The organism is Taibaiella sp. KBW10, assembly GCF_003852495.1.
GTDB lineage: Bacteria > Bacteroidota > Bacteroidia > Chitinophagales > Chitinophagaceae > Edaphocola.
Genome location: NZ_QAJI01000001.1, coordinates 9,877 through 32,710, shown reverse-complemented (window position 1 = coordinate 32,710; position 22,834 = coordinate 9,877). Strand labels below are relative to the sequence as shown.

General features: G+C 40.4%; 23 protein-coding genes. 13 read left to right on the top strand and 10 right to left on the bottom strand.

From position 1 onward, the window contains the following. Positions 1 to 51: 51 nt before the first annotated feature. Together DBR32_RS00175 and DBR32_RS00170 are read left to right on the top strand one after the other, a co-directional pair. Positions 52 to 1,434: a hypothetical protein gene (locus DBR32_RS00175; protein ID WP_124634265.1), complete on the top strand. Its 1,383-nt coding sequence runs from the start codon at positions 52 to 54 to the stop codon at positions 1,432 to 1,434. A 75-nt stretch (positions 1,435 to 1,509) separates the two neighbouring features. Continuing rightward, complete coding sequence (locus tag DBR32_RS00170) at positions 1,510 to 2,295, top strand: hypothetical protein (protein WP_124634264.1); 786 nt, start codon at positions 1,510 to 1,512, stop codon at positions 2,293 to 2,295. A 74-nt stretch (positions 2,296 to 2,369) separates the two neighbouring features. Here DBR32_RS00170 and DBR32_RS00165 read toward each other — a convergent pair whose 3' ends face one another. Beyond that, on the bottom strand, positions 2,370 to 3,548 hold the full coding sequence (locus DBR32_RS00165) for an acyl-CoA dehydrogenase family protein (protein WP_124634263.1): 1,179 nt from the start codon (positions 3,546 to 3,548) through the stop codon (positions 2,370 to 2,372). Positions 3,549 to 3,897: 349 nt separating this feature from the next. Between DBR32_RS00165 and DBR32_RS00160 the strand changes: the two genes are divergently transcribed. Next, the gene (locus DBR32_RS00160) at positions 3,898 to 4,755 is read left to right on the top strand and encodes an RNA polymerase sigma factor RpoD/SigA (RefSeq protein WP_124634262.1); all 858 of its coding nucleotides are present in this window, start codon (positions 3,898 to 3,900) and stop codon (positions 4,753 to 4,755) included. A gap of 189 nt (positions 4,756 to 4,944) precedes the next feature. On the opposite strand, the gene DBR32_RS00155 is transcribed toward DBR32_RS00160, so the two are convergent. From DBR32_RS00155 to rsfS, 4 genes are all read right to left on the bottom strand, one after another. Beyond that, entirely contained in the window at positions 4,945 to 5,997 is a 1,053-nt protein-coding gene (locus tag DBR32_RS00155; protein ID WP_124634261.1) for a hypothetical protein, read from the bottom strand. A 275-nt stretch (positions 5,998 to 6,272) separates the two neighbouring features. Continuing rightward, on the bottom strand, positions 6,273 to 6,845 hold the full coding sequence (locus DBR32_RS00150; protein ID WP_124634260.1) for a DUF4476 domain-containing protein: 573 nt from the start codon (positions 6,843 to 6,845) through the stop codon (positions 6,273 to 6,275). 244 nt (positions 6,846 to 7,089) lie between these two features. Further along, on the bottom strand, positions 7,090 to 9,096 hold the full coding sequence (gene ftsH / locus DBR32_RS00145) for an ATP-dependent zinc metalloprotease FtsH (RefSeq protein WP_124634259.1): 2,007 nt from the start codon (positions 9,094 to 9,096) through the stop codon (positions 7,090 to 7,092). Positions 9,097 to 9,147: 51 nt separating this feature from the next. Further along, on the bottom strand, positions 9,148 to 9,516 hold the full coding sequence (gene rsfS / locus DBR32_RS00140; RefSeq protein ID WP_199724267.1) for a ribosome silencing factor: 369 nt from the start codon (positions 9,514 to 9,516) through the stop codon (positions 9,148 to 9,150). Between the two features lie 99 nt (positions 9,517 to 9,615). On the opposite strand from rsfS, the gene DBR32_RS00135 reads away from it, so the two are divergent. The 6 genes from DBR32_RS00135 to DBR32_RS00110 all read left to right on the top strand — a co-directional run bounded on the left by DBR32_RS00135 (position 9,616) and on the right by DBR32_RS00110 (position 14,184). Continuing rightward, positions 9,616 to 10,395 carry a biotin--[acetyl-CoA-carboxylase] ligase gene (locus tag DBR32_RS00135; protein WP_158605863.1) on the top strand — a complete coding sequence of 260 codons (780 nt, stop codon included), beginning with the start codon at positions 9,616 to 9,618 and terminating at the stop codon, positions 10,393 to 10,395. Positions 10,396 to 10,489: 94 nt separating this feature from the next. After that, positions 10,490 to 10,990, top strand: a complete 501-nt coding sequence (locus DBR32_RS00130) for an LptE family protein (protein WP_124634257.1) — start codon at positions 10,490 to 10,492, stop codon at positions 10,988 to 10,990. A gap of 13 nt (positions 10,991 to 11,003) precedes the next feature. Next, positions 11,004 to 11,768 (top strand): hypothetical protein, encoded by a 765-nt coding sequence (locus tag DBR32_RS00125; RefSeq protein WP_124634256.1) that lies wholly within the window; start codon positions 11,004 to 11,006, stop codon positions 11,766 to 11,768. A 3-nt stretch (positions 11,769 to 11,771) separates the two neighbouring features. After that, positions 11,772 to 12,074 carry a preprotein translocase subunit SecG gene (gene secG / locus DBR32_RS00120; RefSeq protein ID WP_124634255.1) on the top strand — a complete coding sequence of 101 codons (303 nt, stop codon included), beginning with the start codon at positions 11,772 to 11,774 and terminating at the stop codon, positions 12,072 to 12,074. A gap of 153 nt (positions 12,075 to 12,227) precedes the next feature. Then, positions 12,228 to 13,367 (top strand): acyl-CoA dehydrogenase, encoded by a 1,140-nt coding sequence (locus DBR32_RS00115; protein ID WP_124634254.1) that lies wholly within the window; start codon positions 12,228 to 12,230, stop codon positions 13,365 to 13,367. A gap of 97 nt (positions 13,368 to 13,464) precedes the next feature. Then, positions 13,465 to 14,184 carry an FkbM family methyltransferase gene (locus DBR32_RS00110; RefSeq protein ID WP_124634253.1) on the top strand — a complete coding sequence of 240 codons (720 nt, stop codon included), beginning with the start codon at positions 13,465 to 13,467 and terminating at the stop codon, positions 14,182 to 14,184. A 6-nt stretch (positions 14,185 to 14,190) separates the two neighbouring features. On the opposite strand, the gene DBR32_RS00105 is transcribed toward DBR32_RS00110, so the two are convergent. Beyond that, positions 14,191 to 15,120 carry an AraC family transcriptional regulator gene (locus DBR32_RS00105; RefSeq protein WP_124634252.1) on the bottom strand — a complete coding sequence of 310 codons (930 nt, stop codon included), beginning with the start codon at positions 15,118 to 15,120 and terminating at the stop codon, positions 14,191 to 14,193. A 206-nt stretch (positions 15,121 to 15,326) separates the two neighbouring features. Between DBR32_RS00105 and DBR32_RS00100 the strand changes: the two genes are divergently transcribed. Next, complete coding sequence (locus DBR32_RS00100; RefSeq protein ID WP_124634251.1) at positions 15,327 to 16,832, top strand: aldehyde dehydrogenase family protein; 1,506 nt, start codon at positions 15,327 to 15,329, stop codon at positions 16,830 to 16,832. 183 nt (positions 16,833 to 17,015) lie between these two features. Then, complete coding sequence (locus DBR32_RS00095; protein ID WP_124634250.1) at positions 17,016 to 17,390, top strand: DUF779 domain-containing protein; 375 nt, start codon at positions 17,016 to 17,018, stop codon at positions 17,388 to 17,390. 106 nt (positions 17,391 to 17,496) lie between these two features. Here DBR32_RS00095 and DBR32_RS00090 read toward each other — a convergent pair whose 3' ends face one another. From DBR32_RS00090 to DBR32_RS00075, 4 genes are all read right to left on the bottom strand, one after another. Beyond that, positions 17,497 to 18,000 (bottom strand): hypothetical protein, encoded by a 504-nt coding sequence (locus tag DBR32_RS00090; protein ID WP_124634249.1) that lies wholly within the window; start codon positions 17,998 to 18,000, stop codon positions 17,497 to 17,499. After that, positions 17,985 to 19,217 carry a hypothetical protein gene (locus DBR32_RS00085; RefSeq protein ID WP_124634248.1) on the bottom strand — a complete coding sequence of 411 codons (1,233 nt, stop codon included), beginning with the start codon at positions 19,215 to 19,217 and terminating at the stop codon, positions 17,985 to 17,987. The genes DBR32_RS00090 and DBR32_RS00085 overlap by 16 nt, the downstream gene beginning before the upstream one ends. Beyond that, on the bottom strand, positions 19,214 to 20,473 hold the full coding sequence (locus DBR32_RS00080; protein WP_124634247.1) for a DNA cytosine methyltransferase: 1,260 nt from the start codon (positions 20,471 to 20,473) through the stop codon (positions 19,214 to 19,216). Before DBR32_RS00080 ends, DBR32_RS00085 begins: the two co-directional genes overlap by 4 nt. Before the next feature lie 245 nt (positions 20,474 to 20,718). Next, entirely contained in the window at positions 20,719 to 21,048 is a 330-nt protein-coding gene (locus DBR32_RS00075; RefSeq protein ID WP_233559620.1) for a helix-turn-helix transcriptional regulator, read from the bottom strand. 142 nt (positions 21,049 to 21,190) lie between these two features. Between DBR32_RS00075 and DBR32_RS00070 the strand changes: the two genes are divergently transcribed. Both DBR32_RS00070 and DBR32_RS00065 read left to right on the top strand, forming a co-directional pair. Further along, the gene (locus tag DBR32_RS00070; protein ID WP_199724266.1) at positions 21,191 to 21,499 is read left to right on the top strand and encodes a SymE family type I addiction module toxin; all 309 of its coding nucleotides are present in this window, start codon (positions 21,191 to 21,193) and stop codon (positions 21,497 to 21,499) included. A gap of 439 nt (positions 21,500 to 21,938) precedes the next feature. Then, positions 21,939 to 22,541 carry a hypothetical protein gene (locus DBR32_RS00065; protein ID WP_124634246.1) on the top strand — a complete coding sequence of 201 codons (603 nt, stop codon included), beginning with the start codon at positions 21,939 to 21,941 and terminating at the stop codon, positions 22,539 to 22,541. The last annotated feature ends 293 nt before the right edge of the window (positions 22,542 to 22,834 follow it).

Here is a 22,834-nt window from a genome sequence, read left to right as displayed (position 1 = left end):
CAATTATTTTATAAACCTTAAAAGGATTTCTGCATTTTTATATAAAAACCTATGGGAACACAAACAGTATCCAAGCAAGAAAGGTACCTGAATATAGGATATTTTCTCCTTTCTGTTTTAATCATTGTCTGGCCGGCGCTGTATAATAATTTCCCTTTGGTTACCTCCGATAGTGGTGCTTATATTCATAATGGCTTGCGTCCCTGGGTACCTATAGACCGGCCTTGGGGATACAGCGCTTTTATTCTGTGTACCAGTTTCGGGGTTTCTTTATGGGGTGTTGTCCTGGCGCAGGGAGTGATTGCAGTCTGGTTACTGAAAAGGTTGTGTAAAATACTGCTTGGCGAATTTTACAGCAATCCTTTGTTATTATGTATCCTTATTTTAATCTCCTTCGGTACCTCTGCAGCCTGGTTTATTTCCCAGATCATGCCCGATGCTTTTTCCGGGCTCTTTGTGATCAGTTTGCTCTTGCTCTACCTGCAAAGAGCACAGCCAAAATGGACCTATATTAACCTGGCCATTATAGCCCTGATCTGTCTGATGCATTACAGCCACCTGATGATTCTGTTGTTGTTGATTGTTGTTTTGTTCCTGTTCTTTTTCAGAGCGGCTTCCCGGAAAGATAAATCACTGATCAAAAAAATGACGGTGCTGAGTGTCGCTTGCTACCTGCTGATCTCAACGATTAATGTCGTCAAATACCAGAAGTTTACGCTAAGCCCGGCATCTCACGTATTTCTGATGGCACGATTTGCGGAAAATGGAATCCTCGATAAATATTTGAATGAAAATTGTGCTCAGAAAACATACGAACTATGCAACTGTAAAGATAAGCTTGGGGAACGCCAATGGGAATTTATGTGGAATACCAATGTACCCTTTCCTCATAATAAAGAAAACGGATGGTTGAATAGCCGGAAAGAATATAACAGCATTATACGGGACATCTTTTCAAAACCAAAATATTGGGGACTTTTTGCCCTCAAGTGTGTAGAAGGTACTGCCCGTCAAATGGGACAGATACAGATAGGAGAGGGATTAGACCCTATGACAGAAGGGAGTTCGCCTTATTCTTGTATCAACGAGTTGCTACATCATGAATTAAAAGAATTTCGCAATACACGCCAAGCGGCGGGACAGCTTCCCTTAAGCTCAATGAGCTGGATTATTACTTTATCTGCCGCCATAATCTGCAGCTTTGCCTTAAGCCTTAGAGGCAAGCCTGACCATAAAATGCTTTGGCGTATTATTATTGCCGGTACCCTCATCCTCTTACTGTTTAATGCTTTTGTGACCAGTACATTTTCGACCGTAATTGGCCGTTTACAAAGCCGTATGTTCTGGGTATTGCCTATGTTAGCGATCATTTATATTATCGGCCATAAAAAGCAGAAGGATGTAATGAATGAAGAAAGCCATATACCCGGATAAAAAAGCTGATTATGGAATATTGCAGTGGCAACGTCATGAATAGGAATTATTTTTTATAAATAACCCCGAAAGTATATGAAGAAATATATTGTTATACTAGGATTATTGCTCTGGTCCAGTGGTATTTCCTTTGCTCAGGTTAAGATTTTGGAATCCTATGATTTTACCAAGCCGGGCTATACGCTGGTCGGAGTGGTTAACGATAAAGATACCCTTTCGGGGTTTGATCCGGGCAATTTTTATATTGATGATATCACCGTGCTCAATCGCTTAAAAGATTCCTGGTATTTTGCACCCGGCGCTATTAAGCCAAACTGTGCGCCGGCAATCAACTATTGGTTTTACATCACCAAAGATGGTAAAGAAGAAGCAAGGATGATACTCAATTCCCAGTGTGATATCCTGTTTACAGAAAAAGACCTGTATGCTTTTAATAAATCGACATTATTGGATGTACGTAACAGCCTTAAGCCGGCAGTATTCAGAACCGAGCAGTTTGCCACGATCAGGGAAGCGCGGGCAAGTTGGAAAAAATATAGTAGTCAAAAGAAGTTAGTATATATCGACACGCCCGAATGGAAAAGGTACGAAGGCCAATTCAGGTTTGTATATCCTTGTACAAAAGAAGCCAATTGCCTGCAGCGTTCTGAAACGATAAAGAAGGAACTGATTCAGGCCATACAAAAGGCCTATCCTAAAGAGCCTTTTAAAATTAATATGATTAATGGTATGCAATCGGGTGATCTGGTCATTACCGTTTTTTCTACCCGCGCTTTATCCGATAGATTTAAACTGTATGCTAAAGGAGACATTATATGGAAGCCCTTTGAACTGGAGTTGCGGAGTGCATGGAAGCCATAAAGAAAACTTCCCCTCCATTAAAAAAGCCTGCTATAAAAGATATAGCAGGCTTTTTAATTATAATTGATAAATCCTTATTTGAATGCAGCCAAACCGGTTACATCCTGTCCCGTAATCAATAAATGAATGTCATGTGTTCCTTCATAAGTAATCACAGATTCAAGGTTCATTGAGTGGCGCATAATACTGTACTCACCGGTAATACCCATACCACCTAAGATTTGACGGGCTTCACGGGCAATATTGATCGCCACATCACAGCTGTTACGTTTTGCCATAGAAATTTGTGCAGCGGTCGCGCGGCCTTCATTTCTTAACTGGCCCAGGCGCCATACTAATAATTGACCTTTTGTGATCTCCGTGATCATTTCCGCCAATTTCTTTTGGGTCAATTGGAAGCCACCGATTGGTTTATCGAATTGGATACGTTGTTGAGAATAACGCAATGCGGTATCATAACAATCCATCCCTGCTCCTAAAGCTCCCCAGGCAATACCAAAGCGTGCACTGGATAAACAACCCAAAGGTCCTTTCAATCCTTCTACACCTGGTAAAATATTTTCTTTCGGTACTTTTACATTATCAAAAACCAGTTCACCGGTAGCAGAAGCACGTAAGCTCCATTTACCATGTGTTTCCGGTGTGGTAAACCCTTCCATGCCGCGCTCAACAATCAGCCCCTGGATCTTGCCCTGAGGGTTTCTTGCCCATACCACTGCGATATCTGCAAATGGTGCATTAGAAATCCACATTTTAGAACCATTCAGGATTACGTGGCTGCCCGCATCGGTAAAATTACTCAGCATACCGGCAGGGTTAGAACCAAAATCAGGCTCTGTCAAACCAAAACAACCCATCAGTTCCCCGGTGGCTAATTTGGGTAAATATTTTTTCTTTTGTTCTTCAGAACCATAAGTATAGATAGGGTACATGACCAAAGAACCTTGTACCGATGCAGTAGAGCGAACGCCAGAATCGCCGCGTTCCAATTCCTGCATCATAATACCATAGGTCATATAATCTAAACCAGGACCGCCATATTCTTCCGGTACAAAAGGACCAAAACATCCTTGTTCTCCTAAACCTTTAATGATTTGCTCAGGAAAAGCAGCACGTTGTGCATAATCTTCGATAATAGGGGAAATGTCTTTTTTTACGTATGCTCTTACCGAGTCCCGAATCACCTTTTGTTCGTCTGTTAAGAACTCATCTAATAAATAATAGTCCGGATGTTGATATAGATCCTGTTGCATATTTAGTTGTTGATTTTTTTGAAATTCGCACAAAGTTACTGTTTTGCTTTGAAGTATACGGCTTTTTTTTAGGTATGTATCCTGTATTTTAACCGATGTCAGTTTTTAAGCGTTTTGTAGCTTTTTTAGTAATTATATCGCGTAATTATTGCCGTTTTAGGGCAATGTGACAGCTATTTGTAGAATTGGAATGATTTTTGAGGGATGTAATATACGACAAAAAACAAACATTTAACATATTAATTTCATATAAAAGCTTTGAAATGTATCGTTAGGATTGTAAGTTTACCCTCGGTTACCGGCAAGTGAGCAAGAGGGCGTTTTACAGAAAAAATATCTATTATATTATATGAGACAACTCAAGATTGCAACCCAGATTACCAACAGAGATTCGCAGGCCGTAGAAAAGTACCTTCAGGAGATTAGCCGTATATCGATGATTACACCGGAAGAAGAAACCATCTTGGCACAAAAAATCCACATGGGCGATCAACGCGCATTGGAGAAATTAGTAAAAGCGAACCTCCGTTTCGTAGTATCGGTTGCGAAACAATACCAGCACCAAGGGCTTTCTTTGAGTGATTTGATTAACGAGGGGAATTTAGGTTTGATTAAAGCGGCACAACGTTTTGATGAAACCAAAGGGTTTAAATTCATTTCTTATGCGGTTTGGTGGATTCGTCAAAGTATCCTTCAGGCTTTGGCTGAACAGGGACGTTTGGTGCGTTTGCCACAAAATAAAATTGGTACTTATAATAAGGCCAATAAAGCATATATCGCTTTTGAACAAGAGCATGAGCGCGAGCCCAGCACAGAAGAACTGGCGAGTATCCTGGAAATGAGCGAAACAGAAATTGCAAACATTTTCAGCAGCAACAGCCGCCATACATCTTTGGATGCCCCGGTGCACGAGGCAGAAGATGTGGCAATGGGTGATTTGCTGGAAGGCAGCAGCGATACTGATGACGATGTGATGAAAGACTCTTTAAAAGCAGAGATTCAACGCATCCTGAAATCCTTAAGTGTACGTGAAGCCGAGATTATTTCTTCTTACTTTGGTTTAGAAGGTGATAATGGTCCTACCATTGAAGAAATCGGTAAAAAATACGACCTTACTAAAGAGCGTATCCGCCAGATTAAAGAAAGAGCAATTAAGCGTTTGCAAAAAGCGCGTTATAGCGGTTCTTTAAAATCATATTTAGGATAATCCGGATTGGAGTTCCTTGTTAAAAGTAAAAGCGTAGTATGGTAACATACTACGCTTTTACTTTTATATTCTGTTTCCCAAGGAACAAACGATTATCTTATCAGCTACTTTAAGAATAATTTTGTGCAATTATGCCGCATTTATCGGGATTGAATGTTTACGTTTTAATAGCTATTTTATTACCGGTATTTATTTGAAAAATTCATATTCAATAGTATAGATCGGATATTGCTCACCTGTATTGTTCCGGATAGAATAGGTGTGGTACAAGCCATTGGGTAGCGTGTCAAAGCCATAAGCGTGGCTATTCCTGTATTCCAGCATACTCATCAGCCCGGTGCCGCATATGTAATTGTGGGTAAGGGCCAGAGGCTCTTCAAAAGATGCTCCTTCCTGTACAAAATTGATCACCGGTACAGGCGTATAGGTTTTCCAGAAATTGTTGGTAAACTCCATTGGGCTAGGTTGATAGTCTTTGCCGTTCAGGAGTATATTTAGGCCATATTCCTGTGTCGTGATCATACATAAATAATACTGAACACTGTCATAGTTTTGGGGTAATTTTTTATGAAGATATACTTTGGGCGTGTCCGATCCCGATCCTGGTATTTTGGAAAGATAATTTGGGATAATCAGCTTTTTATCAAAATACTTATGGTTGTAGTATTCATTTTGCGTATTCAACAGTCCTCCTGTTTTATATCTGTTTGCAATTACTTTTATAAAGGATCGGGTAGTGTCCTTTTTGCTTTGTGTAATGTAGTGGTAAGAGATGCTGTCTATCATAACCGTACGCCCGTTAATCGAGTAGTTCTCGATTCTGAGGCTCAGTTTTCCATAAGTATTATAGACATAATGAATCTCAAGTTCCGCTCCGCTTAGCGGGTAGGCTTCATAGATGCATTTTCCGGAAGGGTCTATGTTGGCTTTATAGATGTATGGTCTGGATGGATCTGTAAGCGCATTAGAGCTTGTAGTGTTGTTCGCATCCCTTACGATGATACTTTTTACTTTGTTTGTAACATACAAATCGGTGCCCGCTATATAAATCCTTTTATTACCTGCGGGTTTTAAATAGTCATTAAACTGCTTAGACTTCGAAATCGTGATGATCCGGTCATCCTGCTCGATCATGAGTTGGGTATTGTTTTTTTCTTTCGGCCTATATACTTTGCTGGTTTGGCCAGAGACCGGTAGCGTATAGCATAAGCTTAAGATGAACAAATGAAGAATATATTTCATATCTAAAAATAAAGGTATTATTTCAATTGAGTATCCGCTTTTAAGACACAAAGACTTAATTATTATTTTGATTTCTATTTATCACTATTGCTACCTTTTGCCTTGATGCAAAAGGTAGCACCAAAAAATCAAGGCTGTATAAATCTCTTAGTCGATCCGGCGACTAAAGATTTAGTACTGAGCCTCATTAAAGACGAAAAACAGGATACTTTGCATAAAGCATAAAGTTATCCTGTTTCTTTTGTATCGTGTACAGCTTGTGGCTGTTTTGTTTTTTAGCGTGTAGGACGGTAATTGTTGATATAGTCCCATACTTTATCCTTGCTGGTGCCAAAGTTTAAGGTATTAACGGCTTTGAAGTATACCCCTTTGTCTACACAATTTTGATAAGCATTTTTAAGCAACTCTATTTTGGCATCTTCAAAGCTAAAACGCTCTGCCAGCTGGGTAACTTGTGCAGAAGATAGAAAGTTATTCCCAATAATGAATTGCGCCATGCGCAAACGGTCTTTATCAAAAGACTGTTTATTGATTTCGAGAAGTGCATCTCTGAAATCGGCATCGTTCATTACTCTCTGATAGGCACTGTAGGGTTGTCCGCCACAAAGACAATTGCCATTACAGCCGCGTACCCCGTTTTGGGTTTCCCATGAATAGCGATCGTTGTTCTGATTATTTTGCGGAGGACGATTATTATTGTTGCGGTCATTTTGGTTTTCTCTATAACCGCGATCACCGGTTTGGTTGCTTTGCGGAGGACGATTATTGTTGTTGTTTTGTCCGCTTTGCGCCATAAGGCTGCAAGAATAAAGAAGCAAGGTTGCCAGGGTCAGTAGGGTTCTCTTCATAAAATTAATTTTTCCGAAAATAAATAATTTGCTTTTTTTTTGTGCAATAATAAGACATACGGGTGGCTTAAAAGTTTATTTCGTCCTCTTTATTTTTTAAATTTTTAATATTTATATATAGATAGTCTATTGCATTTTAGGTAATAATCGACCAAAAGCACATGATCAGCATACAAAGAAAATACAATGCATAAAAAGGGCCGGAAGACATAATCTTCCGGCCCTTTTATATGTTTTATGTAGATTAACCTACATTAGGTATTATGGGTTCGTCCACTGGAGGTGTAGGCTCTACCGGAAACACATTGGCTTCCTGAGCATCTTCATAAGGACGTTTACCAATCAGTCGTTCCAAATCATCTTTAAACAATACCTCTTTCTTCAGCAATTCTTCCGCAATCAATTGTACTTCTGCACGCTTCGATTCCAGTAAGGCTTTTGCTCTTTGGTAGGCTTTGTCTGATAATATCTTCACTTCCTGATCAATGATTTTACCTGTTTCCTCACTATACGGCTTTTGGAAACTACCTTCACTTTGCGGATCGTAAAACGAGATATTACCGATTTTGTCGTTCATCCCGTATATACTCACCATAGCATAAGCAGTACGCGTTACCTGTTGCAGGTCGCTTAATGCTCCGGTAGAGATTTTGCCAAAGAAGATCTCTTCGCTGGCTCTTCCGCCCAAAGTCATACACATATCATCTTCCAGTTCCTGGGTAAGGGTAAGGTATTTTTCTCTGGGTAAGTATTGCGCAAAACCTAAAGCTGCAGTACCTCTAGGTACGATTGTTACTTTCACCAAAGGATGGGCATGTTCCAGGAACCAACCGGCTACGGCATGTCCTGCTTCATGATAGGCAATTACTTTTTTCTCGTCCGGTAAGATGATCTTATTTTTCTTTTCCAAACCACCGATAATACGGTCAATCGCATCATTGAAGTCCTGCATATCCACCTCTGTTTTGCCATTACGGGCAGCGATCAGGGCGGCTTCGTTACAGACATTAGCAATATCCGCACCGGCAAAACCCGGGGTTTGTAAGGCTAATTTCTTCACATCAAGATTTTTAGATTTCTTGATTGGGGTTAAATGCACATCAAATATTTTTTCGCGTCCTTTCGCATCCGGAAGGTCAATAGAAATCTGACGGTCAAAACGACCCGGACGCAATAAAGCTGCATCCAATACATCAGGTCTGTTGGTTGCCGCAAGGATAATGATACCACTGTCCCCACTAAAACCATCCATTTCTACTAACATCTGGTTTAGGGTATTCTCGCGCTCATCGTTACTCATTACCGCATTCTTACCTCTGGCGCGTCCAATCGCATCGATCTCATCAATAAAGACGATACATGGTGCTTTTTCACGTGCTTGTTTAAACAAGTCTCTTACGCGGCTAGCACCTACACCCACAAACATTTCTACGAAATCGGAACCCGACATAGAGAAGAATGGTACTTGTGCTTCACCGGCAACTGCTTTGGCCAATAAGGTTTTACCGGTACCCGGAGGGCCTACCAATAAGGCTCCTTTAGGAATCTTGCCGCCTAAGGCGGTGTATTTTTTGGGATTTTTAAGGAAATCTACAATCTCCATAACCTCCACTTTTGCTTCATCTAATCCGGCCACATCGTTAAAGGTGATGTTGACCATCGTACCTTTTTCAAATAACTGTGCTTTTGATTTTCCGATATTGAAAATGCCACCACCGGCACCGCCGCCGGCACCATTGCCCATTTTACGGAATACCAATACCCAAAGACCCACCAATACTACTGCAGGTAAAATCAATTGGGTTAAAAAGCTGAAAGGATTGGAGCGGTCCTCTAAAAATACAGGAACTTCCGGTTTGCCTTCTGCTTTCAATTGCTTCATTACTTCCTGGTAGTTGTCGTTAAAGACTTCATACTTGCCAATATTGAATGCAAAATCATATTTGTTTTCTTTGCCTAAAATGCCCATTGGCCCTTTGTCCTGAGCAGGTTTGGCCTCTTTTTTTAAAAATACTTCGGCCAGTTGATTGTTTACAATAACAACTTTATCTACTTTCTCCTGAAGTAAAAATTGGTTTTGGAATTGGAGGAACGAAATTTCTTTGCTTTCCCCGCCACCGAAATTGATAAATTGCATTCCGATGATTATGGCTAAAATAAGTCCATAAATCCAGAAGAACGTCGGTTTCGGTTTTTTGCCCGGGGTATTATTCATACCCTGAGGTGTTTTCTTTTTATTATAATCTTCCATGTCTATGCTAAAATTAATAGAGGGGGATTTTGTACGATAGGGTATCTTCTCTTATTGATGCTCTTGTTTGTCGGCATCTAACCACAAGCTTTCGATGTCGTAAAATTTACGTTCTTCCGTTTGGAAAACATGCACGACTACATTTACATAATCCACTAAAGTCCATTGCTGGCCGGGTTCTGCATGGTACGGCTTTTCTCCGAGGACATTGCGTACTTCCTCTTCGATATGACTGGCTATGGCTTTAACCTGAATGTGGCTTTGCGCATCGCAAACAATAAAAAAGTCGGCCACCGCTTCATCGATCTTACTCAGATCTAATGAGATGATGCGTTCGCCTTTTTTGTCTTGAATTGCAGAAATGATGGTTTTGAAAATTTCGCTGTCTCTAGTTACCCTCTGTTGAGCTTTTCTTATCACAGCTTTTTTAGCTGCACCTGATTGATTGTCCAATACGATTATTTATAATTGAAAATTAAGAATCAAATTTTTATATTGCGTCCAAAATTAAGAAATCTTTTGTCAATAAACACTGTTAAAGCTTATCCAAATTGGTTGCACTATCTTTCTACAGTAGATAGTACCAATATTTATGCCACCGCACTTCTTGAAGACGGATTGGCACAACATGGTGATGTCGTTTGGGCCTTAGACCAAACCGCCGGAAGAGGGCAGCGGGGTAAAAAATGGGAAACAAAGCCGGGCGATAATATTATGATGAGTCTGATAGTACACCCTAATAAAGCTCTTGCCGAATTTCCCGCACACCTCAACATTATTGTAGCGGCAACACTGGTGCGTTATTTTAACACACTCTATCCCTATTGGAAAGTTTCTGTTAAATGGCCTAATGACATATATATCAATGACAAAAAGGCAGTAGGGGTGCTTGTGGAAAATGTATTCAGGGGTATGAACTGGATGCATGCCATTATTGGTATCGGGATTAATGTAAATCAATCCGGATTTCCTGCGGAATTGCCCAATGCAACCTCCCTTAAAGTGGCTTCCGGACAGTCTTTCGATCTGTTCGAGCTGATTAATGACATTCGTACCGGTATGCTAAACGAACTGATCTATTACAGCCCCGCTCGGTTTTTAAATACCTTGCAAACCTATAATGAGTATTTGTACCTAAGGGGCGAGCGGATACTGTTTACCCATCTGAAAGACCAAAAAGACTTTTATGCCCTGGTTAAAGCCGTAAGTGCCGATGGCATGCTGGTGCTGGAGACCGCCGATGGGCAAGAATCGACTTATGCCTTTGGTACCTTACAATGGCATTTGCCGGCTCAATAACCCTAATAGATAAGCAATCATTTGATGTGGACATAGTATTCAAGCCGGGAAACCAAATAATTTAATACTTTTGCAGAAAGCAGCAAACTCTTCAATGAAAAATATATGCTTAGTTATTCTTGCTTGCATCCTTTGGACAGGTTGTAAGGTCTATTCCTTTACCGGTGCGAGTATTGCCGGTAAGACCATGAATATACAAAACTTACAGAATACGTCTATCAATGTGGTGCCCACCTTAAGTCCTACGCTGACCCAAAAGATCAGAAGCAGGATTTTGTCTCAAACCGGCTTAGCCCCCATACAGGGGACGGATGCCGATTATGATATCAGTGGTGCGATAACGGGGTATAATGTGAGTATTTCCGGTTTGGGAGATGCACAGCAGGCACAGGCCTCGCAAAACAGGCTGACCATTACGGTACAGATCGAATTTAAAAACAAACTGGATCCAAAGGCAAATTTTAAGCAATCCTTTAGCCGCTTTGCGGACTTTAGTGCCAATCAGCAATTACAGTCGGTAGAAAATAAACTTATAGAAGATATCGGCAACCAGCTCGCAGATGATATCTTTAATAAAGCTTTTGTAAACTGGTAAAAAATAGTTCATTTTGATTTCAGGTATTCAAATACATAATTGGTTGCAGGAACCACAAAAACTGCTGCCCGAAGATGAGGTCCGGCTCAGGATAATACAAGAGGCCTATCCTTACTTTTCCATTGCACAACTGCTGTCCCATTTCCGGCAATCGGGTAATATTGTGAACCGCGATTTATTGGAGATGTACGGGTACAATCCCGTAGTGTATCATTATTGGAAAGATGCACTATCCTGGAGCGCGCCCGCACCTATGGCCACTGTCGTGAATGTTGCCGTAGAGCAGCCTGTCGCGGCACCGGAGGAGTTAACCTTCGATCTGGGTGCCGTGGACTATTTTACAAAACAGGGCATAGCAGTATCTTCTGATCTGCCGGAGATAGAAACGGCTACGGTAGCAGCCAAAGAAGAAGATACGGATAAGTCACTGTTGGTGGTGATGAGTTTTACAGAATGGTTACAGTTTTTGCAACATAAAACCCATAAAGAGCAGGAAGAAGAAGAAGAAAAAAGAGCATTGAAAGCCTTATGGCAGAAGCAAAAGATGGCAGAAGCGATTGAGGAAGAAAACGATGAAATTCCGGCTTCTGTATTCGAGATGGCGGTCAATTCTATATCAAGAGAAGAGGCAGTTGTAAGTGAAACAATGGCCATTGTTTATGCCAAACAAGGGAAGATACAGGAGGCAATTGCCATATATAAAAAATTAAGTTTGAAAAATCCGGAGAAAAGTATTTATTTTGCTGAAAAAATAGAAAGTTTACAAAAAGAAATATAACCAATGACAAGCCTTTATATCATATTAATTATTCTTGCCTGCGCTATTTTAGCCTTTTTTATTTTAGTTCAAAAGCCAAAGGGCGGTGGTCTTTCCGGTTCTTTCGGAAGTATGGGTAATCAGGTAATGGGTGTTCAGAAATCCGGCGACGTGATGGAAAAAGGTACCTGGTATACCGCAGCGGTTATCCTGGTATTGTGTGTATTGTCTACCTTCTCTTTAGGTATTAACCAAAACAAACCACAAGAAGCACCAAAACAAGAGCAACAAAAACAACAACCACAACAACAAGCTCCTGCAAAATAGGAGATAAGTATACTATATTCTTGAAAAGAGGCTACATTTTGTGGCCTCTTTTCTTTTGTTATAACGGTATATTTATCATGAGGAAATTAAGACAAAATAATTATCTTTGTCCCGTCAAAAAGTGACGCAATTAAATTTAAACAAAAATACTTTATGAATTTTCAGTTTACAGAAGAGCAGTTAATGATCCAAAAAGCCGCTCGTGATTTCGCCCAAACAGAATTGTTGCCCGGCGTAATAGAACGTGATGAGCTACAAAAGTTCCCAACCGAACAAATCAAAAAATTAGGGGAGTTAGGCTTTATGGGAATGATGGTGAACCCGAAATATGGTGGAGCTGGTATGGATGCCGTTTCTTATGTATTGGCTATGGAAGAGATTTCTAAAGTAGATGCTTCTGCTTCTGTATGTATGAGTGTAAACAACTCTTTAGTATGCTGGGGTATTGAAGAATTCTGTAACGAAGAGCAAAAACAAAAATATTTAGTGCCTTTGGCCAGCGGAGAAGCAATCGGTGCATTCTTGCTGAGTGAGCCCGAAGCGGGTTCCGATGCCACTTCTCAGCGTACAACTGCAGAAGATAAAGGAGATCATTATATCCTGAATGGTGTGAAAAACTGGATTACCAATGGTAATTCTGCTTCCTATTATTTGGTAATTGCACAAACCCATATTGAAAAAGGACATAAAGGCATCAATGCCTTTATCGTAGAAAAATCATGGGAAGGTGTAACCGTAGGTGCAAAAGAAAATAAAATGGGTATTCGTGGAAGCGATACACATACGATCATGTTCCAGGATGTGAAAGTGCCAAAAGAAAACCGTATTGGTGAAGATGGTTTCGGATTCACCTTTGCGATGAAAGTGTTGAGTGGCGGCCGTATCGGTATTGCCTCTCAGGCACTGGGTATCGCCAGCGGTGCATTAGAATTAGCTACTAAATATTCTAAAGAGCGTAAAGCATTCGGAAAAGAGATCATGTACCATCAGGCGATTGCCTTTAAATTGGCTGATATGGCTACTGATGTAGAAGCGGCTCGTTTATTGTGTATCAAAGCAGCCTGGTTGAAAGATCAGCATGAGAACTATGATGTTGCTTCTGCAACGGCAAAATTATTTGCCTCTCAAATCGCACAAACGGTAACTAATGAAGCCGTTCAGATTCACGGTGGATACGGTTATGTAAAAGAATTCCATGTAGAACGTTTAATGCGTGATGCAAAAATCACACAGATATATGAAGGTACCAGTGAAGTACAGAAAATCGTGATCAGCAGAAATTTATTAAGATAATTCTGCCCAAAAGAAACCAATGAATATAAATACTATCTGCTTTGGTGGATAGTATTTATGTTTTACCTCATTTCCCAATTAGAATTTTGTTACAGAGATGAAAGCGTTTATAAAAGCTATTATTAAAAAAATACCCATCGCATTTACCAAGAATCAGCAGTACGATAACCAGACGCTTGCGATCATTCAAAAAGTATGTAAACCCGATAGCAATACCCTGGATGTAGGTTGCCATAAGGGTGAGATACTGACCCTGATCTGTAAATATGCACCGAAAGGGACGCACTATGGTTTTGAGCCGATTCCGGACCTGTTTAACAACCTTTCCACCATCCTTGCCGGTAAGCATTGCCGTTTGGAAAATGTAGCCCTGACAGATAAAAAAGGTACAGCCAATTTTAACTACGTGATCAGCAATCCCGCTTATAGCGGACTGGTGAAAAGACAGTATGACAAAAAGAACGAAGAAGATACAACGATAGAAGTACAAACCGATCTGTTGGATAATATCGTACCGCAAGACTTGAAAATAGACTTAATCAAAATCGATGTGGAAGGGGGAGAATTAGGCGTCCTTAAAGGGGGCGTAAATACGATCAAACGCCATAAACCCGTCATTATATTTGAACATGGCCTGGGCGCTTCTGATTTTTATAATACCAAGCCGGAAGATATTTACAGCCTGCTGACCGATTGTGGCCTGAAGATTTCAACCATGAAAAACTGGTTGCAACAAAACGGAAAATCATTTACGCTCGAGGCGTTTAAAGAACAATATTATAAGAAATTGAATTACTATTTTATTGCTTATCCTTAAGCAAAATCAACTGACCATCAGATAAGCATTTTGATAGTTTTTTGGCGTAATGCCTTCAAAATGCTTAAAGGTCTTTGTGAAATAATTCGTATCAGCAAAGCCGGTTTGATACGCCACCTCTTTTATACTATTGTTATAGCGAAGCAGATTCTTCGCTCTGGCAATACGCTCCTGTAAAATATATTCATTGGGCGAAATGCCTAATTCCTGTTTGAATAATTTAAAGAAATTAGATTTACTGACATAAGCCAGTTTCGCAATATTATCGATCGATAGCTTTTGGTGCAAATTGTTTTTGATATATTCAATCACAAAAGCCAGACGACTCGTCGATTGCTTGCGCTCCTGATTGTTCTCTACCAGCTTACGGGCTTGTGTCTGCATTAAGCGCACTAATAATTCCTTTAAGGCAAAATCAGCCATAATATCTTTTTGCAGATTATCCTCCATCGCAATACGCATAATGTTATTAGTCGCAGAAGCCAATGCAGTACTGTTAAACAGATAAAAGTCTTCCTGATCAATCTTCCAGGAGCTTTGCTCCTCTATTTTGGCTTCCCTCAGATTAAGGTATTGCAAGGTCTGTGCCACAAATTCGGGACTTAAACTCAGGGCAATGCATTGCGAAGGTTGCGCATCCGATTCCGGAAAATCAATCACCATCGTTTCTCCGGGCGCCACCAATACACTTTCTCCCGGCAGGTATTCAAAATAAGCCGATTTATTGTCCAGTTTCATCACCTTCTTACCCCTCAGCATAGCCGTAAAGGCCAAATTATTAAACTGTAGTTTGATGTCTTTGGCGACCTGGTGGGTTTCGTAAATTGAAAACTCACAATCGCGCATCGTATAGGTAGTACTATGTTCTACAAGCGTATGCATATTTGCTTCAGAACGAAGATCCGGTGTGTGTAACAAAATACGTTGCTGTGTCATAAGATTGATCGGAATTTAAAGGAGTAGCCTGCTAGTCTTCTCAAATATAAGCAGAATTATGGCGTAAAACATCTTTGTCTGCAAACCATAATTCAATTTTAACAGATCACAATTGCATACTATTTTACCATCCGAAAACACGATTTTACTATTGTTCTGGATTTATTAAAGATAATTTTAGGAGGAAATTTAAAACGAAAACTATTATGTCAACAGTAATCAATCGTCCCGATTTTAAGGGTAAGTACGAGAATTATATTAATGGTCAGTGGACAGCACCGGTCAATGGCAATTACTTCGATGTGGTTTCCCCTATAGATGGTAAAGTATTTACCAAAGCAGCACACTCCTCCAAAGAAGATTTAGAACTGGCCGTAAATGCGGCGCATACTGCTTTCCAGAGCTGGGGTAAGACCTCTGCTACAGAAAGAAGTATTATGTTGAATAAGATTGCAGACCGTATCGAAGCAAACCTGGAATATATTGCGGCAGTAGAAACCGTAGATAACGGAAAAGCAGTGCGGGAAACCCTGGCTGCAGATATTCCTTTGGCTATTGATCACTTTCGCTATTTCGCAGGCGTAATCCGTGCAGAAGAGGGCTCTCATGTAGAACTGGACCAATACACCGTTTCCTTAATTGTAAATGAACCTTTGGGCGTTATTGCCCAAATCATCCCCTGGAATTTCCCGATACTGATGGCTGTGTGGAAGCTGGCTCCGGCCTTGGCTGCGGGAAACTGTGTGGTATTAAAACCGGCCGAAAGCACGCCCATCTCTATTATGGTGTTGATGGAATTGATCGGCGACCTGATCCCTGCCGGTGTGGTGAATATCGTTAATGGATTCGGAGCAGAACTGGGCCGTGCTTTAGTGACTAATCCAAAAGTATCCAAAGCCGCTTTTACCGGTTCTACCGCTACCGGGCGCTTAGTCATGCAATATGCCACCGAAAATATTATTCCCGTAACCCTGGAACTTGGCGGCAAGTCACCTAATGTCTTCTTTAGCTCTGTGATGGATGCCGATGATGCATTTTTGGATAAAGCCATAGAAGGTGCGGTGTTGTTCGCTTTAAATCAGGGAGAGATCTGTACCTGTCCTTCCCGTCTACTGATACAGGAAGATATCTACGACAGATTTATTGAGAAAGTAATCGCAAGGGTAAATGCAATCAAAACAGGCAATCCGCTTGATCCTACCGTTATGATGGGTGCACAGGCCTCCCAAATCCAAAAAGATAAGATCACTTCTTATATAAAATTGGGTAAGGAAGAAGGTGCCGAAGTATTGACCGGTGGCGATGTGAACGATTTGGGCGGTGATCTGGAAAACGGGTATTATATCAAACCGACTTTATTTAAAGGAAATAATAAAATGCGCATCTTCCAGGAAGAGATCTTCGGACCTGTACTGGCCGTAACGACCTTCAAAACGGTAGAGGAGGCCATCGAAATAGCAAACGATACGATTTATGGCTTAGGTGCAGGTGTATGGACCAGAGATGCCCATGAATTATATATGGTGCCAAGAGCGATTCAGGCAGGCCGTGTTTGGGTAAACCAATACCACTCCTATCCTGCAGGTGCCCCATTCGGAGGGTATAAACAATCGGGCATTGGCAGAGAAAATCATAAAATGATGTTGGCGCATTATCGCCAGGAGAAAAATATGCTGATCTCTTACAATAAAAACAAATTAGGATTCTTTTAATTAACACGTAGTTCCCTTTCCTCTTATACATTAACCAGGCGCTCCATTTTATTCTATAGAAGGAGCGTTTGTGTTGAAATGCGTTTGTTGGAAACAAAACATGAGGGAAACCTGACTTTGGCGAAACAAAAGAGCAGGAACCTTTCCTTTTCAATACCTTTTAAAAGCTTTAATTTTATAGATATGATACAGAGACTCGCCGTTACCGATAAGGCCATGGAATTGATCCAAATCCTGAAAGAAAAGCATGGAGACCTGATGTTTTATCAGGCCGGGGGCTGTTGTGAAGGCACGCAACCACAATGTTTTGAGAAGGGTGGCTTTTTTCCCCGAATGAATGATGTACTGATTGGTCTGGTCGATGGTTTTGAATTTTGGATCGACCGGGATTTGTTTGAATACTGGCAATATTCCCATTTTACTTTGGATGTATTAGAGGGTTTTGGGCCCGGAGGCTTTTCTTTAGAAAGCCCATTGGGTAAGACTTTTAAAGTGCATTACCGCTTGTTTACAGAAGAAGAATTAAAAGACCTGGAGCCGTTACAGCGTATGGCATAAAATGCAAAAGAATCATGTATGATGCATGATTCTTTTTATTTTATTAGATTGTTATCTGGGTTTAATTATATAAGGAGTAGGCTTCCTTCTTTTGAAACAAAATATATTACAGTGCTAATGGCCCAATATTATTAGAATCATTAGATGATGAAAATATGTTATGGGGGTCAAAATTTACTTTTATTGTATTGTCTTCATAGCGAAACACAGCAAAATCAATCTTTTCTAAATGTTCATTAGTTCTTTGTTCTGTTTTAGACGTATGTGATAAACCTACACCATAGAAAATTTCAGAATAATTATAGCCTTCAAGAAATTTAGTAATTGAAACTTCATAGTTGGTTGTACTCTTAAGCATTTGGATTTTTTGAAAGTCAGAAAGAACAAATCTATCTTTATTTTCAAAGAAAATCACGACGCCATTTTTTATTGCAACAATATCGGGAATAAACAAACCTTTATTCTTTGTTGTTCTCAGTTCTTGATTAAGATGGAGGGGAACTCCTGTTCCGCTTTGAGGGAAATCGTAACAAATGATTTCCCAACCATTTGTTTCAAGCCAATCAATAATGGCTTTCGTTACTTGTTCTTCTGTTATGCGTCTCTCCATAGGGCTCCATCTGGAAATAAAATTGCATCAGCAAAATAGGAAAATACTCTTATGTGCTTTACTTTTGAGAACATAGAACCATAACGAACTTGCATGTAATATCTTGGAATTTCGCTACTGGGAATGTTGTCATAGTCTTTTGTTAAGATGTTTTTCCCTTCACTTGCTTTTACTGCACTTACAAAATCGTGAATTGTGCTTTTTTGACTATCAATTGCAAATGTTTTTGCATTGTCATCGATTGTTAGATTACCCCAACACATTACAAGGTTATATTTTCTTTCTTCAAAAGATTTTCCTTCTCTACAAAGTAAGTAGTCAATTGCAGCTAATGCACCTGGATATGGATCTCCTCTAAATGCAGCGTCTACTTTGTATATTATTGTTTCTTCTCTACTTCTTAATAGCTCACCAATCTTATAATTAGCGTTTTCGTATTTTGATAAATAGTTTAATAGAAATTCAGTTGGAATTTTTTCAGTTGCTGTAAGTGGGGACATATTGCTATTGCCTCCTTTGGTAGCATACTCTTGTAGCATAAAAGTTTTCCTATCACTTAAAATTCGCTTTCCTAATAATTTTTCTCTCCCGTTAATCACACCTGACTTTTCAACAACTGAAATGATTTCATTTATTGCTGCAAACATCAAAATCATTTCGTTATCAGTACTATCGGGGCAACCAGCAAAATTTCTGTTACTATCATATCTTAATCCCTTATGTCGAAGGTGTGGGGATGTTCCTGCAACCGAGTGATCCTGATAGTCTGATGGGAAATAATATAACAAAGCTGGAATTTTATAAATGGTCATTACGTCATCCAAAGCTTTGAAAACAAGTGGATTAATTTTGTCCCATTTAGGTTGTGTATTTTGTCTTGTTATAATTGCAGCTTCAGGATAAATATAAAATGCAGGTACATTATTCTCGACAGATGCAGCTAGTCTTGCAAATCTCTGAAAAGCATTATGGCCTGTGCCTGCTTCAGTTGAAACTTCAATTGAGAAAATCGGCTCCGTATCAATTTCAACAATCAAATCTGGTGCGTCTAAATATAAAATCTTTTTAATGTGGTCTGGCATTGAGTGAAAGTTCTTTGCATTGTTTGCATCACTTTCAAACATTTTCTTTTTAACAACATTCTTCTTGCTTAGTTCAGTATTTGCAATAATGTAGTCTGCAAAACTCTCCGTGCTATACCATATTCTGTAGTTCATAAATATCTTTTGATTGCTAATGCTATTGCTTTTGCCAGTAACGGCGGAACCGCGTTTCCTGTTTGAACTCTTCCTTGAACTATACCTCCGCTTACTTCAAAGTTATCTGGAAAGCTTTGTAATCTGCAACGTTCTCGAATTGAAAGCCCTCTATTGTCTTCCGGGTGGCCAAACTGGAATTGTGGTCTAATCCCTCCTGAAACTTGTGTAGGGCTTTGGATACCCCAACTTAATCGAATACGTTGTTTGAATTTTGGATACATGGGAGTTCCGGGAGTAGTTGCTTTTATTCTTTCTATAACTTCTTTCGGATGATTAGGCGCTTTATGATTGGTCAGTTTAGTATCTTTAATGTTTTTGCGCATCAATTTTTGATACTCACTAAACGCTTCACTATAATACTCTTCAACCTTCTGATCGGGTTGTAAGCTTGGTAAATCTCCAATTGCATCCTTAATTGTAACATAAGGTTTTTTTGTTGTAGGGCCGTGTGTTTTAATTATAGAATTAAAGTCGAATTCTTCCCCCCCACGAATGCCCACAAAGACAAGCCTTGTTCTTGTTTGTGGTACTCCATAATCCGGGGCAAAAAGGAGCTTACTTTTAACTTTCATATTCCCTGCTGCGCTAATCTCATTTTCAATTTCTTCGACAATATTTCCAGTACTCTTCATTCCTGAGACATTTTCCAGTACTACCACTTTAGGTTTTAGTGCTTTGACGAAGCGGATGAATTCTTTGTACAATAAATTTCGTTCATCAGCTTCGTGTCGCTTCCTATTGTTTAGAGAAAATCCCTGACAAGGTACACCTCCAATCAAGACATCAACCTCTCTTCCATCCAATAATTCTGTAAAAGATGTGGGCTTGATTCTTTTAACATCACCTAAAATAGTAGAAACATTATGATGATTATTTTTAAAAGTTGCTATAGAAGGTTGGTGAATGTCACAGCCAATTGCAATTTGGTAGCCTGCCATTTCAAAACCTAACGATGTTCCTCCGCAGCCACAAAATAGCTCTACCACTAAAGGTTTATCATTTGTAATTGGCTTCCCTTTAGTGATTAATGGATCTTTTCTCCAATAGTATCCATTTTCTTCTGCTTTTATACTTGTATCCCAAATGCTTTTCTTCGCATTTGCAAGTATAATTTCGTTGTCTTCGTATAAAGAAAGTTGAGGTTCTTCAACATTTGCCAAAGCTTCATATCCCTCAAATTCCTGTTCATTGCCGGTCTTTGATTCTCTTTTCATTTATTAGAATATTGTATATTTTGTCTGATGACAAATTTACATTAAATTGAAATTATTTAATTAGTTTGATTCGCAGCAACTAGCTACTTTTATCTAGGCCGTCTTTAGGGAAGTAGTCAGGAGCGTTTATTAGATGTCGTTTCATGTCTTTTTTTACTTCTCCATCAACTTCTCCAACCTCCCCATCATTTCATCCTTCTATTTAAGCATCCTTTCATACAATGCCATCTTTTCATCATGCATTTTTAAAACGACCTCAACAGTTTGAATACAGGATGAATATTAATTGCAGAAGCCCCATCTTTAAAATCAGTAAACGTATTAGAAATGACATTCACCGCCTGCTCCTCATCAAAATTCTGAATGGCTTCTACCGGTATGTTTAAGATGGCGGAAACTTCTTGCAGTATCGGCAGCTCTATACTTTCCTTCGCTTCCAGCAGCGAGATCTTTTTCTGGGTCCAGTCCTGGCCCAGTTCTTTGGCCAGGACTTCTTGTTTGATGCCCAGCATCTCGCGGAAGCGTTTGAGGTTGCGGCCTTCGTGTATGTGCTTGTGGGGTATTGTGTTTGTCATAGGAATACAAATGTACGGTTTTGTGAGAAAAACGGACAGGATAAAGATAGCTAAATTATGTGGCGGAACGCATAAGTTATGCAGGCCAGAATAGGATATGCCGGCAGGATTATGTTTGTTTTGGTATCAACTAAAATTTTATATGATGAAAAAGCAAATCAAATCAAGCATCGCCGTGCAGAAAATAAAAGTAGGCCGAAGCCGGGACTTAAAAGACATAGGCCTGCACCAAATACCCCATATATCGCTTAAAGGCCAGTGGCTGGCCGATAGTGGTTTCCGGCCGGGGCAGTACGTGTCGGTGATTACCGGACTGCACCGGATCATTATATGCCTGGAAGGGGAGCAGCCTCTGTTAGAGAGCTGGATCGATGCGGATGCCTTTGTACGGATTCCCGGTGGTCAAATCCTGCGCTTGCTACCGCCACTGCTGGATGAGGAACCCAGCTAAGAGATGGCGACAAGATCTGGTTTAAGGTCTTGCAGGTACTAACATTGTAGCTGTAAGTAGCTTAAAACACTTCTTGCATGACCGAAAATGCTTCTTACATGACTTAAAACACTTCTTGCATAACCGAAAGTGCTTCTCGCATGACCGAAAATGCTTCTTGCATAATCGAAAGTGCTGCTCGCATAACTTAAAACGCTTCTTGCATGACCGAAAATGCTGCTTACATTCCGGAACATGCCGTGCTCAGGACAGCATGTGTCTGGTATCCGGGAAAAAATTGTTAGTCCCTGGATAATTGGAGTAAAAGCCCAAAATGCTGAGTGTCAATATGCTGTAAATTATTCGCTAGAAACCTTGTGGGTATTGGTTTTTGTTCCATTTTTTGTATTTACATTTGGTACAGAAACACACCTTTTTAATAATACTAAAATACTACATTATGAACCAAAGAGATGTCAATTTTGTATCCATTTGCCGCACCCTGCGCCGGGTGCTGTCCACCTACCAACCGGTATGGTCTACCATGTCGGCCTTTAGCGACCAGGCCGAGCAGTTCGAACAATTGATTGACGCCCTCTCAATAGCCACCGAGCGCACCGAAGTGGTTACCACAGGTACTACCGGGCAGAAAGCAGAGACAGAGCTGAAAGCCATTCGCCTGGCGGTAAACCTGGCCAAGCGCGCGAGCGTTTATGCCTTGCAGCAGCATAATCTTGAGCTGCATGAGCAGTTGCGCATCTCCAAATCATCGCTGCTGAACCGGCCCGATAACCTTACGTTGGCCCGGCTGCGCGATATACACAGCCGCTTGTTGCCCCTGGCCAGCCAGCTTAGTGAGTATGCGGTATTGCCGGCAGATATTACCCTGCTGGACAGCCTGAACAATGATTTTGAGCGGCTGATCAGTACGCTGCGTGCGGCCATCGTAAACCGGAAAGGCTATAACCAGGACCGGATACCGGAGCTGCTGGCCGATACACGCCTGTGTCTGTATAAAATGGATAGCTTGGTCAATGTATTTGCCGGTACGGCAAGAGTATAAGCATGCCCGCATTACGGTAGATGCAGGTACGCGTCATGAGCCGCCGCCACCTCAAAGCTGATTGCAGAAAATCCGGATTATGTTTATACGCGAAAGGCTTCCTATAGAGGAAGCCTTTCGCGCTATATTGTTCTCCCGACGCAGGAGAGATCTCTTTTGACTTTCTACTTTTTAATTTTGACTTCTTTTCTCCTTTTTCTTTTGCATCAAGGCAAAAGAAACAAAAGATCAAGGCTGTATAAATCCATGGCTAAAAATCCTGTTGTCGGGGCGTACGCGAAAAGAAACGCTGC